Annotated in this window: 15 protein-coding genes; 9 read left to right on the forward strand and 6 right to left on the reverse strand. The window is 70.4% G+C overall.

Translation table 11 applies throughout. The features are described from left to right. Positions 1–15 precede the first annotated feature (15 nt). The 3 genes from rpsD (at position 16) to rplQ (ending at position 2,459) form a co-directional block, all read left to right on the forward strand. Positions 16–642: a 30S ribosomal protein S4 gene (gene rpsD, locus CYFUS_RS21345; protein WP_071900177.1), complete on the forward strand. Its 627-nt coding sequence runs from the start codon at positions 16–18 to the stop codon at positions 640–642. A 165-nt stretch (positions 643–807) separates the two neighbouring features. Further along, positions 808–1,851 (forward strand): DNA-directed RNA polymerase subunit alpha, encoded by a 1,044-nt coding sequence (locus tag CYFUS_RS21350; RefSeq protein WP_095986897.1) that lies wholly within the window; start codon positions 808–810, stop codon positions 1,849–1,851. A 179-nt stretch (positions 1,852–2,030) separates the two neighbouring features. Beyond that, positions 2,031–2,459: a 50S ribosomal protein L17 gene (gene rplQ / locus CYFUS_RS21355; RefSeq protein WP_095986898.1), complete on the forward strand. Its 429-nt coding sequence runs from the start codon at positions 2,031–2,033 to the stop codon at positions 2,457–2,459. 96 nt (positions 2,460–2,555) lie between these two features. Here the strand turns inward: rplQ and CYFUS_RS21360 are convergent, their stop codons facing one another. Genes CYFUS_RS21360 through CYFUS_RS21370 form a run of 3 tightly spaced genes read right to left on the reverse strand, consistent with a single transcriptional unit; the run spans position 2,556 to position 5,500 of the window. Then, the gene (locus CYFUS_RS21360; protein WP_157758560.1) at positions 2,556–3,242 is read right to left on the reverse strand and encodes a hypothetical protein; all 687 of its coding nucleotides are present in this window, start codon (positions 3,240–3,242) and stop codon (positions 2,556–2,558) included. A gap of 48 nt (positions 3,243–3,290) precedes the next feature. Next, on the reverse strand, positions 3,291–4,682 hold the full coding sequence (locus tag CYFUS_RS21365) for a tetratricopeptide repeat protein (protein WP_095986900.1): 1,392 nt from the start codon (positions 4,680–4,682) through the stop codon (positions 3,291–3,293). Between the two features lie 29 nt (positions 4,683–4,711). Next, entirely contained in the window at positions 4,712–5,500 is a 789-nt protein-coding gene (locus tag CYFUS_RS21370) for a lysophospholipid acyltransferase family protein (RefSeq protein WP_095986901.1), read from the reverse strand. Positions 5,501–5,722: 222 nt separating this feature from the next. Here CYFUS_RS21370 and CYFUS_RS21375 point away from each other — a divergent pair, with 222 nt between their 5' ends. Genes CYFUS_RS21375 through CYFUS_RS50750 form a run of 3 tightly spaced genes read left to right on the forward strand, consistent with a single transcriptional unit; the run spans position 5,723 to position 7,671 of the window. Further along, positions 5,723–6,337 (forward strand): deoxynucleoside kinase, encoded by a 615-nt coding sequence (locus CYFUS_RS21375; protein WP_095986902.1) that lies wholly within the window; start codon positions 5,723–5,725, stop codon positions 6,335–6,337. Next, the gene (locus CYFUS_RS21380; protein ID WP_095986903.1) at positions 6,334–7,506 is read left to right on the forward strand and encodes a DUF2314 domain-containing protein; all 1,173 of its coding nucleotides are present in this window, start codon (positions 6,334–6,336) and stop codon (positions 7,504–7,506) included. Before CYFUS_RS21375 ends, CYFUS_RS21380 begins: the two co-directional genes overlap by 4 nt. Before the next feature lie 18 nt (positions 7,507–7,524). Then, entirely contained in the window at positions 7,525–7,671 is a 147-nt protein-coding gene (locus CYFUS_RS50750) for a hypothetical protein (protein ID WP_157758561.1), read from the forward strand. Between the two features lie 3 nt (positions 7,672–7,674). On the opposite strand, the gene CYFUS_RS21385 is transcribed toward CYFUS_RS50750, so the two are convergent. Then, a complete protein-coding gene (locus CYFUS_RS21385; RefSeq protein WP_095986904.1) occupies positions 7,675–8,307 on the reverse strand; it encodes a hypothetical protein in 633 nt (210 codons plus the stop codon). Between the two features lie 146 nt (positions 8,308–8,453). Here CYFUS_RS21385 and CYFUS_RS21390 point away from each other — a divergent pair, with 146 nt between their 5' ends. Beyond that, on the forward strand, positions 8,454–10,154 hold the full coding sequence (locus tag CYFUS_RS21390; protein WP_095986905.1) for a sigma 54-interacting transcriptional regulator: 1,701 nt from the start codon (positions 8,454–8,456) through the stop codon (positions 10,152–10,154). 34 nt (positions 10,155–10,188) lie between these two features. Next, entirely contained in the window at positions 10,189–10,692 is a 504-nt protein-coding gene (locus tag CYFUS_RS21395) for a protein-tyrosine phosphatase family protein (protein WP_232537693.1), read from the forward strand. Between the two features lie 21 nt (positions 10,693–10,713). On the opposite strand, the gene CYFUS_RS21400 is transcribed toward CYFUS_RS21395, so the two are convergent. Beyond that, entirely contained in the window at positions 10,714–11,622 is a 909-nt protein-coding gene (locus CYFUS_RS21400) for a DMT family transporter (RefSeq protein ID WP_095986907.1), read from the reverse strand. A gap of 93 nt (positions 11,623–11,715) precedes the next feature. Here CYFUS_RS21400 and CYFUS_RS21405 point away from each other — a divergent pair, with 93 nt between their 5' ends. Beyond that, positions 11,716–12,636, forward strand: coding sequence for a pseudouridine-5'-phosphate glycosidase (locus CYFUS_RS21405; RefSeq protein WP_095986908.1), 921 nt, complete (start codon positions 11,716–11,718; stop codon positions 12,634–12,636). An 89-nt stretch (positions 12,637–12,725) separates the two neighbouring features. On the opposite strand, the gene CYFUS_RS21410 is transcribed toward CYFUS_RS21405, so the two are convergent. Beyond that, positions 12,726–14,873, reverse strand: a complete 2,148-nt coding sequence (locus CYFUS_RS21410) for a transglycosylase SLT domain-containing protein (protein ID WP_095992146.1) — start codon at positions 14,871–14,873, stop codon at positions 12,726–12,728. Between the last annotated feature and the right edge of the window lie 234 nt (positions 14,874–15,107).

A 15,107-nucleotide genomic window follows, 5' to 3' on the forward strand; every position in this document is an offset into this window, starting at 1 on the left:
ACACGGAGAAGCATCGTGGCCCGTTATACCGCCTCCTCCTGCCGCATCTGCCGGCGGGAGAACCTGAAGATGTACCTGAAGGGTGACCGCTGCTACACGGACAAGTGTGCCATCGAGCGGCGTCCCTATCCCCCCGGTCAGCACGGCCAGGGCCGCGTGAAGTTCTCCGGCTACGGCGTGCAGCTGCGCGAGAAGCAGAAGGTCAAGCGCATGTACGGCCTGCTGGAGAGCCAGTTCCGGGGCTACTACCACCGCGCCTCGGCCGCCAAGGGCAAGACGGGTGAGAACCTCCTGCAGCAGCTGGAGCTCCGCCTGGACAACGTGGTGTTCCGCATGGGCTTCGCGGACACGCGCAACGAGGCGCGCCAGCTCGTGCGCCACGGCCACTTCACCGTCAACGGCAAGCGGGTGAACATCCCCTCGTTCGCCGTCAAGCCGGGCACCACCATCGAGGTGGCGGAGAAGAGCCGGAAGATCCTCCGCATCTCCGAGGCCCTGGAGACCGTGGATCGCCGCGGCGTGCCGCAGTGGATCGACCTGGACAAGAAGTCCTTCAAGGCCACGGTGAAGAGCCCGCCCAACCGCGAGGACCTCACCATGCCCATCCAGGAGCAGCTCATCGTCGAGTTGTACTCGAAGTAATCGGACGGGCAGGCCCGTCCCCGGGCTCGCCGCCGATGCTTCCGCACACGCCCTGGCCTCACCGCCGGGGCGTCGTGCTTCTGCCGCAGACACCCCACGTGCCCATCCTCCCGCCGCCGGGGCGGGGAAGTTGGTGGTGGTCCACGTCACGAGGAGAAGAAGGACATGGCTGATACTTTCATCGCGAAGAACTGGCGGGACCTCATCAAGCCGCGTCGGCTCGAGGTCGATCAGGACTCGCTCACCCCCACCTACGGCAAGTTCGTCGCCGAGCCGCTGGAGCGGGGTTTTGGCACCACGCTGGGCAACTCCCTGCGCCGCGTGCTGCTGTCGAGCCTCCAGGGCGCGGCCGTCACCACGGTGAAGATCGAGAACGTGGACCACGAGTTCCAGACCATCCCCGAGGTGGCCGAGGACGTCACGGACGTCGTGTTGAATCTGAAGGAGGTCCTCCTCCGGATGCACACGAACGAGCAGAAGACGCTGCGCATCGAGGCGGAGGGTCCCAAGGAGGTCAAGGCCGGTGACATCATCGCCGACCAGGACGTGGAGATCCTCAACCCGGGTCACCACATCTGCACCATCTCCGAGGGCGGCAAGGTCCGCATGGAGCTCACGTGCCGCCGCGGCCGTGGCTACGTGCCCGCCTCCGTGAACAAGGTGGCTGGCTCGCCCATCGGCACCATCCCCATCGACTCGCTCTTCTCGCCCATCCGCAAGGTGAACTACCAGGTCACCAACGCGCGCGTCGGTCAGGTCACCGACTACGACAAGCTCACCCTCGAGGTGTGGACGGACGGCTCCGTCACGCCCCAGGACGCCGTCGCCTACGCGGCGAAGATCGTCAAGGAGCAGCTCACGGTGTTCGTCAACTTCGACGAGACCGAGGAGCCCGTGGCCGTCGAGGCCCCCAAGGAGGAGGCCAAGCTCAACGAGAACCTCTTCCGCTCCGTGGACGAGCTGGAGCTCTCGGTGCGCTCGGCCAACTGCCTGCAGCAGGCCAACATCAAGACGATCGGCGACCTGGTGCAGCGCACCGAGGCCGAGATGCTCAAGACCAAGAACTTCGGCCGCAAGTCCTTGAAGGAAATCAAGGAGATCCTCGCGGAGATGGGCCTGTCGCTCGGCATGAAGCTGGAGAACTGGCCGCCGAAGACCCCGCCCGCCGCGCCTCCTCCGAGCCCCGCGGCCACCGCGCCGAAGGCCTAGTCGTCGTCTGTTGAAGTCCCTGCCCACCCGGGGCGGCATGGTTTCATGCCCCGGGGCGAGCAGGGGGCCCTCACCGGCCCAACCCCGCAGCGGTGGAGCCCGTGCCGGCCTCCATCCTTTCCACCCGGTACCTCGTACGGCCGGAGTGGTGGGCCCCTTCAAGGCCCGGAGTCAGTCCCATGCGTCACAAGGTTGGACAACGGAAGCTCCACCGCACCACGAGCCACCGGCTCGCGATGCTGCACAACATGGTCACCTCGCTGCTCGAGCACGAGGCCATCCGCACCACGCTGCCCAAGGCCAAGGAGGCCCGGGCCCTCGCCGAGCGCATCATCACCCTCGGCAAGCGCGGCGGTCTGTCCAATGTGCGCCTCGCGGAGCGCACCGTCCGCAATCGCGTCATCCTGAAGAAGGTCTTCGGGGAGTACAAGGAGCGCTACGCCAACCGGCCGGGTGGTTACACCCGCATCGTCCGGCTCGGCTTCCGTCGCGGTGACGGCGCCGAGATGGCCCTGCTGGAGCTGGTGGATCGTCCCGCCAAGAGCACCCCGGTCGACGCGCCGGAGACCGAGGCCCAGGGCGAGGCCTCCGAGAACAAGGCGGAGTAGTCGGCCGTCCTGAGCGTGTGTGGTTCACGGGAGCGTCCTTCCTCCGGGAAGGGCGCTCTCGTGCTTTTTGGAGGGCCCCCTAGCCGCGCGGGAAGGCTAGGGCGCTTCTTCCGTGAGGTTGTGGCCGTTCTCGAGCAGTCGGGCCCGGCCCTCGGACGTGCGCATCTCGACATCGCGGATCTTGATGTCCGAGGGAGCCGCCCGTCCGTCCGCGCCCAGCAGTTGCTTGGGGGTGACGGTGAGCTCCTTGGTCGGATCCACGCGCGCGACGGAGGCCCGCCACTCCGCGCCCCGGTTGTCCCTGACGACGACGATGACGTCGCGCCACGTCTCGTCGCTCTTGTTCATGATCGTCACCGAGGCGCGGCTGGTGATGGGGATGAGCTTCGCGCCGAAGTCACCCGTCTCCTTCACGCCCCGGGCGCAGGTGAGTCCCACGGTGGCGAGCGACAGAAACACCCAGCCGCCCACGATGAAGGCCTTGTACTTGAAGAAGCGGTCCTGCTGACGGAAGTCGCCGACCATCTCCTTCAGGACGGCCACGGCGTTGAGCGCCACGTTGGCGGACTCGGATTTCAGCCGCTGGCTGATCGCCTCTTCCTGGCCCTTGGGCAGGGGCGCCGTGCGCGCGGCGGACATCACCCGGGGATTCGTCGTCGACGACACACGCGGCGTCGTCGTCGAGGACACACGAGGCGTGCCCGTGGACGATACGCGAGGAGTCGTCGTCGACGACGGCGTCCCCCGTCGGGGCGGCTGCGATTGATCGGCACCATCACTCATCGGTTCCCTCAGTGTAGAGGGCCCGGGCCGCCGCTGGCTACTGGCCCTTCACGGCCGCTTGAGCTGTTGCAGTGCTCGCGAGGCCACCGCGTTCTCCGGCTGGGCCTCGAGCACCTTGCCAAGCCACTGCTCCGCCTTCGCCGCCGCTTCCCGGCGCTCTTCCGGACGCGAGGACTGGCGTGCCTGCTCGGTGAACAGGATGCCCAGGCGCAGGGTGAACTCGAGGTTCTCCGGCTCCTTGTCCACCACCCGCTTCAGCTCGCGCTCCGCCCCCGCCCAGTCGCCCTCGAGCTGGAGCACCAGCGCCAGCTTGCCCCGCGGCGGCGCCTCGTCCGGCTCCAGGTGCGTCAGTACCCGGAAGGCCTCGCCCGCGGCCTTCAAGTCCTTGCGCTCCAGCCGGATGTCGCCGAGCCGGAACCACGCCATGTCCAACAACGGGTTGAGCTCCACCGCCTTCTCGAAGTGAGGCAGCGCCGCTTCCGGCCGCTGCCTCGCCAGGTACAGCTCCCCCAGGTAGAAGTGGTTCTTGCCGTCCGCCGGCGCCAGCTCGATGGCCCGCTTGAACTCCTCGACCGCCCGGCCCGCGTCATCCAGGCGCTGCCACGCCAGCCCCATCAGCGCGTGCACCACCGCCAGGTCCGGATAGTCCCGAAGGATCTCCTCGAAGGCGATGATGGCCGGGTGGGGCGCGTCCAGCTCCTGGAGGTAGCGCATGCCTTCCTCCAGCTTGGACTCGGCCGCCTTGGGAAAGCGCGTGAACGGATCCGCGAGCTGGTTCATCAGCGCTCGCGCCGTCGCCACCTCGGCGGGGCTCGGCTCCTTCCTCACCAGCACGGACAGGGCCGCCACCGCCCCCGGCTCGTCCCCGGTGCGATGCAGTGCCTTGGCCAGTGGCAGGCGGATGCCCGCGCGCTCCGGCGCCAGCTCGGCCGCCCGGCGCAACGGGCCCACCGCCGCCGCGTACTGCTCGGACTCCAGCAGGGCGAGCCCCAGGCGGTAATGGAACTCGGGCTCGTCCGGCCGCAGCTCCAGGGCGCGCTGGAAGGCGGTCACCGCGGTCGTCCCCGCATCCGACGCCCGCGAGAAGTACGCGAGCCCCAGCATGTAGTGGTTCACCGCCCGCTCCGCCTGGCCGTTGCGGCGGAGCAGCTCGGCGATCCACGCCTCCGCCCGGCCCGCCTTCACCTGGGCCTCGGTGAGCGTGCGCGCCAGCTCCAGGTCCTCCGGCGCCCGGGCCGCTTCGGCCTCCAGCAAGGGGAGGGCGCGCTCGGGCTGGTTCCTCGCGAGGTACTCGCGGGCCTGGGCACGCGCGTCGAGCGGTCGCCCGGTGGCTCCGTGCTGACAGCCCGTGGTCAGGCCCAGGCCGAGCACGCACAACCAGGGACTCAGCCGGCGGCGCACGCCGGCACGCCGGGAAGGGGAACAAGGGGGGAGGGGCACGCGGTCTCCTCTAAGGGGCTCTCGTGGACTCAGGATGCACTGCGACGCGACACGCTCTGGCCCTCGACGCCCATGGCGGCCACGGCCTCCTCGGAGTCACCGCCCTTGCCGCCCAGCTCGAGGCTCTGCGCGATGATGACGTCGCGCACGGCCCGGGCCAGGCCCTCGCGGTCGTTGTCGGCGAAGCGCGTGGTGTCGATGGGCTTGCCAATCTTCACGTACACGGGGCCCGGCTGGATGTTCCAGGAGTTCTTCGGCATCACCGTGCCCGAGCCTTCGATGGTGATGGGCACCACGGGCACCTTCGCCTTGAGCGCCAGGGCGAACGGTCCCTTCTTGAAGGGCAGCACGCGGCCGTCGTCCGAGCGCGTGCCCTCCGGGTAGAGGAACACGCTCGTGCCGCCGCGAATCTTCCGCGCCGCGTCATCCAGCGAGGCGATGGCCTTCTCGCGCCGGCCCCGGTTGATGAAGACATGGCCCGCCATCCACAGATACCAGCCGATGAGCGGCACGTACTTGAGCTGGTGCTTGGCCACGTAGCGGAAGTTCACCGGCACCGCCACGAAGTGGATGGGGATGTCCAGCGTCGACTGATGGTTGGAGACGTAGATGGTGGGGCGCTTGGGGTCCACGTTCTCCTGGCCGGTCACCACCACCCGGGCCCCGCCCGTCGCGATGAGCACCGGCGACCACAGCCGGCGCGCCACCCACACCGTGGCGCCAGGATTGAGGGTAACCAGCGCCACCACCACCGTCAGTGGAAAGAACACGGCGGTGGCCACCACGGCGACCACCATGCACAACAGGTTGCGGAGCATCCTGGCGACCTCGGCTTCGTCCAAAGGGGGAGCGTGCCGCCCGGTACGGCACCCGGACTCCCACCTGGCAAGGCGGAACATCCGGGCCCCCCACGTCTCTTCCTCACCGCTCGGGTGGGGGAATCGCAGAGGGCGGGGGCGGGGGACGGCATGACGGGGAGCCTATCTACCATCACCTTGCCGCTGGTGTGTGCTCGCGGGTGGGGATAGAAGCGGAACGCCTTGGCCCGAAAGAAGTTCATCGCGATCGCGGGAAACATCGGCGCGGGGAAGACGGAGCTCACGTCCTTCCTCTGCCGGAAGTACGACCTCACTCCCTTCTTCGAACCCAACGAGCAGAACCCCTACCTGGCCGACTTCTACGCGGACATGAAGACCTGGGCCTTCCGCTCCCAGCTCTTCTTCCTCACCACCAAGTTCCGCCTCCAACGCCAGCTCGAGCGCTCCCCCGGCACCGTCCTGCAGGACCGGACGCTCTACGAGGACGCGGAAATCTTCGCCAAGAACCTCCACCGCCAGCGCTTCATCGACAAGCGCGACTGGGCCCTGTACTCGGACCTCTACGAGACGTTCTCCCAGACGCTCGCTCCGCCGGACCTGATGATCTACCTGCGCTGCCCCGTGCGCACCCTGCGCCAGCGCATCCGTCTGCGCGGACGGGAGATGGAGCAGGATATCCCTCCCTCGTACCTCAAGCGGCTGAACGGCCTGTACGAGGAATGGTTCAGTGGCTACAAGTTGTCCCCTGTCCTGGTTCTCCCCACGGACAAGCTGGACTATGTGACGGACCTGGTGGACCGCGTGGACCTCTTGCGACAGATCGAGAAGTACTTGTGAAGGAGGTCTACCTCGTCGCCATCGAGAGCGCCGTGCCGGTGGCTCCCGAGACCCTGCTCGCCTCCTTCGAGACCGAGGAGATGGCGTTCGTGCTCGCTCCCGACGGGCAGGGCTTCACGCTCGAGGCCGAGGAGACCCGGGTGGAGGTCGTCTTCGAGTCGCGGCCCACCCCCCGGGAGTGGACGAACGATTTGTTCTCCGGCAGCGAGCCCGCCCTGGAGGCGCTCGGCCGGGCCCGGGCCTTCTACCGTCTGGCCTTCGAGACGGGCTCCGCCCAGCCCACCGTGCCCGTCTTCGTGGCCCTCATGTGCGCCCGCGTCCTGCTCACCCATGCCACCGGCGTGCTGGTGGACATCACCTCGTCCAAGGTCCACGAGGCCGATGACGTGGCGGAGATCACCGAGCTGGACTTCGACATCCGCGACCACGTCAACCTCCACGCCGTGGAGGTCATCGAGGGGGAGACGCCCCTGTGGGTGCACTCGCACGGCATGGCGAAGTTCGGCGCGAGGGATCTGGAGATCTTCCACCTGGGTGAGCAGGATCTGCTGCCCGCCGAGGCCTTCCTCCACGAGCTGTGCACGGACCTGGCCTTCGGGCAGGGGCCGCCGCTGCGCACCCAGATGGGCACGAGCGAGGGCCAGCCCTTCATGCTGGTGCCCTCGGACGAGGCGCGCACCAACCTGCTCGGCGTGCCGCTGGACGCCTTCGAGGGCCACGAGGGCCTCTACCTCACCGTGGTGTCACCCCAGGGCCGGCACAACACGGCGGAGCTGTTGCGCCCCTTCCGCGAGCGCTTCCTCCAGGAGCCCACCGAGCGCACCGAGTCCATGCACGAGGAGTCCCAGTCGCTCCTGCCCGCCTTCAAGGCGCGCTTCCTGCGCCGCGGCCTCATGGAGCCGCTCACCTTCCTGGTGCGCGCCCCCTTCGAGACGCACCCGGAGGGCGGTGATGCGACGGAGCAGCTCTGGCTGGAGGTGCTCTCCTGGGACGACGCCACCATCGTCGGCCGCCTGGTGGATGGCGCCGTGCACACCACCGAGTGGCGCAAGGGCGCCCACGTGGAAGTGCCCGAGGCGGACGTGAACGCGCTCGCCCTCAGCCGCGAGGGCCGCACCCTGGAGGACGAAGAGGTGCGCGCCCTGCTCCAGGCCGAGCGCCCCAGCTAGGGTGTAGACTCCCGTGCCATGTCCTCCTCCGACGCCAAGTCCCCCGAGAAGAAGACCGTGAAGGAGACCCGCCGGCGCCTGGCCACCCAGGGCGTGAAGCTGCAGACAGGCACTCCCATGAAGATCATCGTCAAGAAGAAGCGGCCCTACCTCTTCTCCAGCTGAGCCTCACGCGTCCAGCTCCGGGAAGGTGACCACGCACTCTCCCGGCTCGATGCCCTCCACGCGGACCCGTCCCTGGGCGTCCACCTTGCCCTCGCGCGTCGAGCCGTCCGGCAGGGTGAGCTTGTAGCCCACTCCCACGAGTGGCCCGCCCTCCGCGTCCACCAGCTCGAACTCCACCCAGGCCGTGGGCTTCTTCTCCTCTTGCTTTTCCTTCTCGCGCGGAGCGGGGCCCGGTGGCACCTGCTCGAGCAGGGGAACGGCGAGCGGAGGGCTCGAGCCCTTCGGCGCCGCGGGAGTGGGCCACTTCTTGAGGCGCACCGGCCCCGCGGGCAGCGCGAGCAACTCTCCCCGGCGAAAGGCCTCGGCCAGGCGGCTCTTGATGCGTCCGGCCGTCCGCGGATCCTTCAGCGTCGGCTCCCTCACCGGGGGAGTGCCCGTGACGGCCTCGTACAATTCGTGAAGCGTGCGCTGGGTGAACGTGGAGGACAGCCACCGGTCCAGCTCGGCCACCAGGAGACTGGCCGACACGAGCTCCTCGGGCTGCTCGGCCAGGCCAAAGTTCCTCACGATCTGGTAGTTCTGCGTGCGGCCGCGCAGACGCCAGGCTCGCCGGGTATCGATGAATTGTCGTGACACGTTGCATCCTCCGCGAACGCGAGGACCTCGCGGGGTCCAACCTTACCACCCGGCGCGGCGGGCGCCGACCGTCCCCGCGCCGTCCTCCCCGGGCCACGGCCACGCACCCTCCGTGAAGCTTCGGTGATATAGCCCCGTCGCCGCTCATGCCCTCCCTGCTGCTTCTCTCCGGTCCCAGCGCTGGCCTTCGACATGAACTCCTCGGAGAGGCGACGATGGGCCGCAGCCCCTCGTGTGAGCTGCCCCTGCCCGAGGACGATCGGATGTCGCGCCGCCACGCGCGCTTCTTCGTGCGCGAGGAGCAGGTGCACGTGGAGGACCTGGGGTCGCGCAATGGCACCTCGGTCAACGGCGAGCGCATCACCGGCGAGGTGGCGCTGCACCCCGGAGACCGGGTGCAGGTGGGCAAGACGCTGGTGCTCGTCTCGCCCTCCGGGCCGTCGGTGGGCGTGGGCGAAGCGCGGGGGGCCACGCGCCAGGCGCCCGTCGTGGAGGTGCTGCCCCACGTGGGCACCGAGGCGGCGCTGTACTCGGCGGGCGTGGCGCTGCTGGGAGCCACCAGCGAGGCCATGGTGCTGCGGCACCTCGCCGAGCACGCGCTGCACGCGCTGCGCGCGGAGACGTCCGCGGCGCTCCTGGGCAGCATCAAGGGCATGCTCACCGCGGCCGTGGTGGGCGCCTCCTCCGTGGAGGTGCCTCGGGACATGGCCCGCGCCGCGATGGAGCACGCCGAGCAGAGCCGCGCGGAGGGGGTGGTGTGCTCGCCCCTGGTGGCCTCGGGTGGTCTTCCCTTCGGCCTGCTCTACCTGGAGCGCTCCGAGCCGCCCTTCACCGACGCGGAAGCGCGGCTGGCCGCCATGCTCGGGCGGCTCGGCGGCGAGGCCTATGCCGCGGTGCGCTCGCGCGCGAGCACGCCGTCCGGACGCGTGGACCTGGTGGGCGGCTCGCGCTCCTTCCGCAAGGTGGTGGAGCAGGCCCGCCGCGCCTCGGCGAGTGACGCCCCCGTGGTGCTCTTCGGCGAGCCGGGGACTGGCAAGTGCCTGGCCGCCCGCTACATCCACGCGCGCTCTCCCCGGGCGCTCGGGCCGCTCGTGCAGGTGGATTGCCGGGAGGGCACCTCGCTGGAGGAGGTGCTCTTTGGCCGCGCCAGTACACCCGGCGCGCCGCCCATGCCCTCCGCGCTCCTGCGCGCCGATGGGGGCTCCCTGTTGCTCCAGCACGTGGAGCGTCTGCCGCGCTTCATGGCCGAGCGGCTCGCCCGGTTGCTCGCGCGAAAGAGCGCTCCCGCGCGCGAGGGAGGCGAGGAGCCCGTGGACGTGCGGCTCCTGGTCACCACGCACACCCCGCCCCGCATGCTCGCCCTCCAGGGAGAGCTCGACGAGTCGCTCGCCCTGCAGCTGTCGGGACTGGAGCTGGCGCTGCCCGCGCTGCGCGAGCGGCGCGCCGACATTCCCCAGCTCTTCGAGCGCTTCGCTTCCCGGGGCTCGCGCTCGGGTCGGGAGGCGCCCCCCGTGCTCACTCCCGAGGCGCGGCGTCTGCTCATGGAATACGCGTGGCCCCACAACGTGCGTGAGCTGGAGTTGCTCAGTGAGCGGCTCGCCCTGCTGCATGCCGGCGCGAGCATCCCCGTCTCGGCCCTGCCTCCCGAGTTCCACCAGGACGCCGCTCCTCCGTCGCTCTCGCTGCAGGAGCGCGTGTCTCGTTTGGAACGGGAGACCATCGCCGAGGCCTTGCGCTCGGCGGGGGGACGGAAGATCGTCGCCGCGCGACTGTTGGGCATCAGCCGCCCGACCCTGGACAAGAAGATCGAGGATTATGGGCTCACCGTTGAGCGCAGACGGGTGTGAGGGGGTTCTGCCGAGACGGCGGGGGGTGAGGAAGATGGTGGAAATCTGGCCAGGACTGCACGTCGGCAACGAGCTCGACTACGAGAACACCGTGCGGCATCAGTCGGGGTGGAGCGTCGTCCACGCCTGCAAGGAGCCCTACCATCGCGGGGCCCTGGGCTACCGCACGCCCCTGGTGCCCGAGGCGCATCCCGAGGCCGTGGTGGCGCGGCGGGGCGCGCGGCTCATGCTCAACCTCGTCGACATGACCGATCCCGCGTACATCCCCAAGGAAGCCATCGACGCGGCGCTCGCCTTCATCCACGAGGCCCTGGGCGCGGGACAGCGGGTGCTGCTGCACTGCAACCAGGGCGCCTCGCGCTCGCCCACCATCGCGTTTCTCTATCTGGTGGCGCACACCCAGCGCTTCGCGACCCGGACGTTCGAGGAGGCGCAGCTGGAGTTCCGCGTCCTCTATCCCGGGTACGCGCCCGCGCTGGGCATGTATGAGTTCGCGCGGCAGCACTTCGAGGAATACCGGGCCTCGCGTCCCTCCTGACGGGAGAGCTCCGGGCGCCGCTCACCGTCTGCGGCTGACGAGCACCCCGGAGATGACGAGCCCCGCGCCCATGGCCTGGACCCAGGTGGGGCGCTCGCCGCGCACGGCCCAGGCGGTGAGCGCGGCCACCACGGGCGTGCCACTGCTGTAGAGCGCCGTGCGGCTGCTGCCCACCGACTGCACGCTGCGGCTCCAGACGACATAGGCCAGCACCAGGGGGACGAGCGCCGAGTACACCACGCCCGCCCAGGCGCTCGGGCCGATGGTGGCGCCCTGGAGGGACAGCACCTCGGGCACGCCCAGGAGGATGACGCCCGGGGCGCCGGTGAGCATGGAGAGCGCGGTGATGCGCAGCGCGGACAGGCCGGGGCCGAGCCAGCGCAGCCCCACGGTGTACAGCGCCCAGCACAGCGAGGCGCCGAGGATGAAGAGATCTCCCACGCGCGTGGACGCATCCAGTCCCGGGCCCCGCGCCGAGACGATGAGCACCACGCCGGGGATCGCGAGCATGAGCCCCATCATCAGCGGCCGGCGCAGCCGCTCCACGCCCAGCAGGGCGCCGAGCAGGGCGGTGAGCACGGGCGTGCCCGAGGAGAGCAGGCCGCTGTTGGCGGCGGTGGTGTGGGCCACGCCCATGACGAAGCAGAACTGGTAGAGCGTGTGGCCCACGAGCCCGAGCCCCACGAGCTTGAGCACGGTGGCACGGGGCAGGGGAGTGAAGCCCTCGCGCACATGGAGCACGAGCGCCATGGCGATGGAGGCGATCGCGAAGCGCAGCGACATGAAGGCCAGGGGGGGAATGCTCTCCAGGGCCCCCTTCACCACCGTGTAGTTCGTCCCCCAGATGAAGATGACGACGATGAGGGTGAGGTCGGACCAGGAGATGGCGCGGGGCGCGGGGACAACGGCGGGGGTGCTGGTGGCGTTCAAGGCGGGGGCGGAATAGCGCTGGTGGACGACGCTGGCAACCGGGGGCCATCTTCCGCACTTGTCCCGCCGGTAAGGCCATGGCGTATTGGGCCCATGCACTTGCGTTACTCAGAAGAGGTGCGGCGCGCTCGGGAGCAGGGCGTGCCGTTGGTGGCACAGGAGACGAGCGTGGTGGCCCAGGGGCTGCCCTATCCGGACAACCTCGGGGCGGCCCGGGCCTGTGAGGAAGCCGTGCGCCGAGCGGGTGCCGTGCCTGCTCCCATCGCCGTGGTGGACGGGGAGGTGTGGGTGGGGCTGGAGGAGGCGCACATGCGCCGGCTCGCCGAGGGCAAGGAGCGCCTGCTCAAGCTCGCCTCGCGCGATCTGGCGGTGGCCATCGCCCAGAAGGCCACGGGAGGCACCACCGTGAGCGCCACGTGCGAGGTGGCCGCCGCCGCGGGCATCCGCGTCTTCGCCACCGGCGGCATTGGCGGCGTGCACCGCGGGGTCGCCGAGCAGATGGACATCTCCCAGGACATCTGGGCGCTGACACGCTTCCCCGTGGCGGTGGTGTGCGCCGGGGCCAAGTCCGTGCTGGATCTGCCCAAGACGCTCGAGGCGCTGGAGACCGCGGCCGTGCCCGTGCTCGGGGTGGGCACCGATGAGCTGCCGTCCTTCTACAGCCGCTCGTCCGGGCTGCCCCTGGAGCACCGCGTGGAGGATGCCGCCAGCGCGGCGGCGATCTGCCGCGCCCGCTTCGAGACGCTGGGGCAGGGCGGCCTGCTCTTCACCGTGCCTCCGCCCGAGGAGACGGCGCTGCCGCGCGCCGAGGTGGAACTGCACATCGCCTCGGCGCTGGCGGAGGCCGAGCGGCAGGGCATCCGCGGCAAGGCGGTGACCCCCTTCCTGCTCTCGGAGATGGCCCGGCGCACGAGCGGCAAGACGCTGCGCGCCAACCTCGCCCTGCTCACCAACAACGCCCGTTTCGCCGGACAGCTCGCGGTGGCATACGCCCAGGGCGCTGCGGGGCGCTGACGCCCGGGAGCCTCGTGAACACGCCGGGAGGGGTTTCCCGGCGGGCGTGTCTGGTTTGGACCGATGGTGTCTGGGGTTGACCCGACGTGTCAGAACTCCACGCCCTCGGTGTGGGGGACGGGCACCGTCAATGACAGACGTTGCGGCGAGGTGTCCTTGCCGTAGAAGGATTGATAGAGATACAGGTCCGCGAGCACCTGCTTCACGTAGCCACGCGTCTCGCGGAAGGGAATCTCCTCGACGAACAGGTCCAGCGGGAGCACGCCCTTGTCCTTCACCCATTTGACGGCCGCCTCGGGCCCCGCGTTGTACGCGGCCGCCGCGAGCGCCGGATGGGCGAAGCGCTTCATCAACTGCGACAGGTACCATGCCCCATACCGGATGCTCAGCGAGGGCGAGAACAGCTCCGCGGGCGCGGGCTCCGGCTCGGCGAGCTTGCGGGCGATGGCGCGCGCGGTGGGCGGAATCACCTGCATCAGCCCCCGCGCGTCCGCGGCGCTGGCCACCTCGGGCCGGAAGGCGCTCTCGCGGCGCATGATGGCCCAGACGAGGTAGGGGCTCACCTCGTAGCGCGACGCCTCGCTCTGCACCGCGTTCTCGAAGGCGCGGGGATAGAAGGCGGCGAGCGCCTCGGGCATGCGCGCGCCGAACGCCCGGCCCCACAGGTGCCGCGCCGCCACCATGTGCGCGTTGCCGTACTCGCCCAGCCGCAGGAGAGCGCCCGCGAACGCCAGCGCCTGCTCCGGATCCCGGATGCGCGCGGCGCGGGCCCGCACGTCCTCGGCCGCGTCGCGGAACAGCCCCGCCTCGGTGAGCGCCACCGCCAGCTTCAGCTCCGCGGGCACCTCGCTGCCCTTGGGCGGCCGGGGCGCCTCGGGAAAGGGCGGAGGCGGCTGCTTGCCCAGCTCGCGCAGCCGCTCGGTGGCGAGCAGGGCGTAGTACGAGTTGGGCGCGCTGGTGATGACGGTCTCGTACGCGGGCCCGATGACGTCCGCCGAGGCGCCCTCGAGCGCCTGGCCGCGCGCCGCCCAGTAGCGCGCCTGGGGCACCAGGCTGCTCTGGGGGAAGGTGCTCACCAGGGTGTCCAGCACCGCGCGCGTCTGGGGGTACTGCCCGAGCCGCAGGTGCGCCAGTGCCCGGTACCACATCGCCTCGTCCCGGCGCCGCGAGCGCGCGTGCCGCTGATCGAAGTCCGTGAAGGCCTTCACCGCGTCCGCGAAGTGTCCCGCCTGCAAGTCCAACCAGCCCACGAAGAAGCCCGCCTCGTCGGCCGGGGCCTCCGTGGGGAACTCCTTCTCCAGGGCCTGCATGAGCTTGCGGGCGGCGGCGTTGTCGTCCGTCTTCATGGCCCGGCGGGCGGTGACATAGGCGGCCTCGGCGGCCACCGACGGAGGGCCCCGGCGCGCCACGGCCAGGGCCTCCTCGGCCTTCGGCTTCTGGCCGGTGGCGAACAGCGCCTGGGCGCGCACCAGCGCCACGCGCGCCTGGTCGGGTCTGGCGCGCACGAGCTTCGCGGCCTCGGCCCGCTCCAGCTCCACCAGGGCGCGCCGGGCGTCGCCGGCGTCCAGCAGCCCCTGGGCGCGTTGCAGGTGCTCGGCGAGCGTCAGCCGGAGCGGGGGCTTGAGGGCCTCGAGCAGGCCCAGGGCCTCGTCCGCGTAGGGGTGCGTGGGGTAGCGCAGCGCCACGGCGCGCAGATCCGCCTGCTCTCCGGCGGTGTTGCCCAGGGCCTTGCGCGCCTGGGCGCGCTGGAAGAGCAGCTCCGCGCCAGGCTCCTGGGTGGCCGCGGCCTCCAACATGGGGGCGGCCTCCTTGGCCCTGCCCGCGGCCAGCAGCGACTCACCCAGCCGGGCCCGGGCCTCGGGGGCCAGCGCCGGGGGTGCCTTCTCCAACGCCCGGGCGAACGCCGCCGCCGCCGCCGCCGCGTCCCCCGCGTAGAAGTGCGCCTGTCCCTGGTAGTAGGCGAGGTAGGGCCGCAAGAGCGCGGGCACCTCCGCGCCCGTCAGCAGGGTGCGCGCTTCTGCCACATCCCCCTCCGCCAGGGCGAGGGTGCCGGTGAGCAGGGCGAGCCGGCCTTGTTCCGGACACTTGCGGGCCACGCACGCTTCGAGCTCCTGGCTCGCCTGGGTCCGGGCCTCGGCGCGGTGCAGCCGGACGGCTTCCAGCGTCGAGGCGGACTGGGCCCAGGCCCCCGTGCCCACCATCACCGTCAGCAGCCCACTGCCCGTCCACCGTCGCATGCGCTTCTCCTTGTGCTCCGCTTCATCCACCGCTGTCGCGCGGACCAAGGGAACCACAACATGGGCCCGGGAGCACACATTCCCACCTGTCCCGTTTCGTGGATGTCTGTCTCCCTGCTCCGGGGTCGGTTTGACAGACGGGCCGACAAGCCCTAGATCCCCCCCCGCAACGTCAGCAACCCGGACTGTTGGCCGACGACCGGGCAATCGGCCAACAGTCGGAAGTGGTGACTA

The organism is Cystobacter fuscus, from assembly GCF_002305875.1.
GTDB classification, from domain to species: domain Bacteria; phylum Myxococcota; class Myxococcia; order Myxococcales; family Myxococcaceae; genus Cystobacter; species Cystobacter fuscus_A.

Coding starts and splice junctions, on each gene's coding strand:
- CYFUS_RS21410 (WP_095992146.1), bottom strand. CDS start 14,873: ATGCGACGGTGGACGGGCAGTGGGCTGCTGACGGTGATGGTGGGCACG.
- CYFUS_RS21370 (WP_095986901.1), bottom strand. CDS start 5,500: ATGCTCCGCAACCTGTTGTGCATGGTGGTCGCCGTGGTGGCCACCGCC.
- CYFUS_RS21350 (WP_095986897.1), top strand. CDS start 808: ATGGCTGATACTTTCATCGCGAAGAACTGGCGGGACCTCATCAAGCCG.
- CYFUS_RS21360 (WP_157758560.1), bottom strand. CDS start 3,242: ATGAGTGATGGTGCCGATCAATCGCAGCCGCCCCGACGGGGGACGCCG.
- CYFUS_RS50750 (WP_157758561.1), top strand. CDS start 7,525: ATGTCCTCCTCCGACGCCAAGTCCCCCGAGAAGAAGACCGTGAAGGAG.
- CYFUS_RS21390 (WP_095986905.1), top strand. CDS start 8,454: ATGCCCTCCCTGCTGCTTCTCTCCGGTCCCAGCGCTGGCCTTCGACAT.
- CYFUS_RS21395 (WP_232537693.1), top strand. CDS start 10,189: ATGGTGGAAATCTGGCCAGGACTGCACGTCGGCAACGAGCTCGACTAC.
- rplQ (WP_095986898.1), top strand. CDS start 2,031: ATGCGTCACAAGGTTGGACAACGGAAGCTCCACCGCACCACGAGCCAC.
- CYFUS_RS21405 (WP_095986908.1), top strand. CDS start 11,716: ATGCACTTGCGTTACTCAGAAGAGGTGCGGCGCGCTCGGGAGCAGGGC.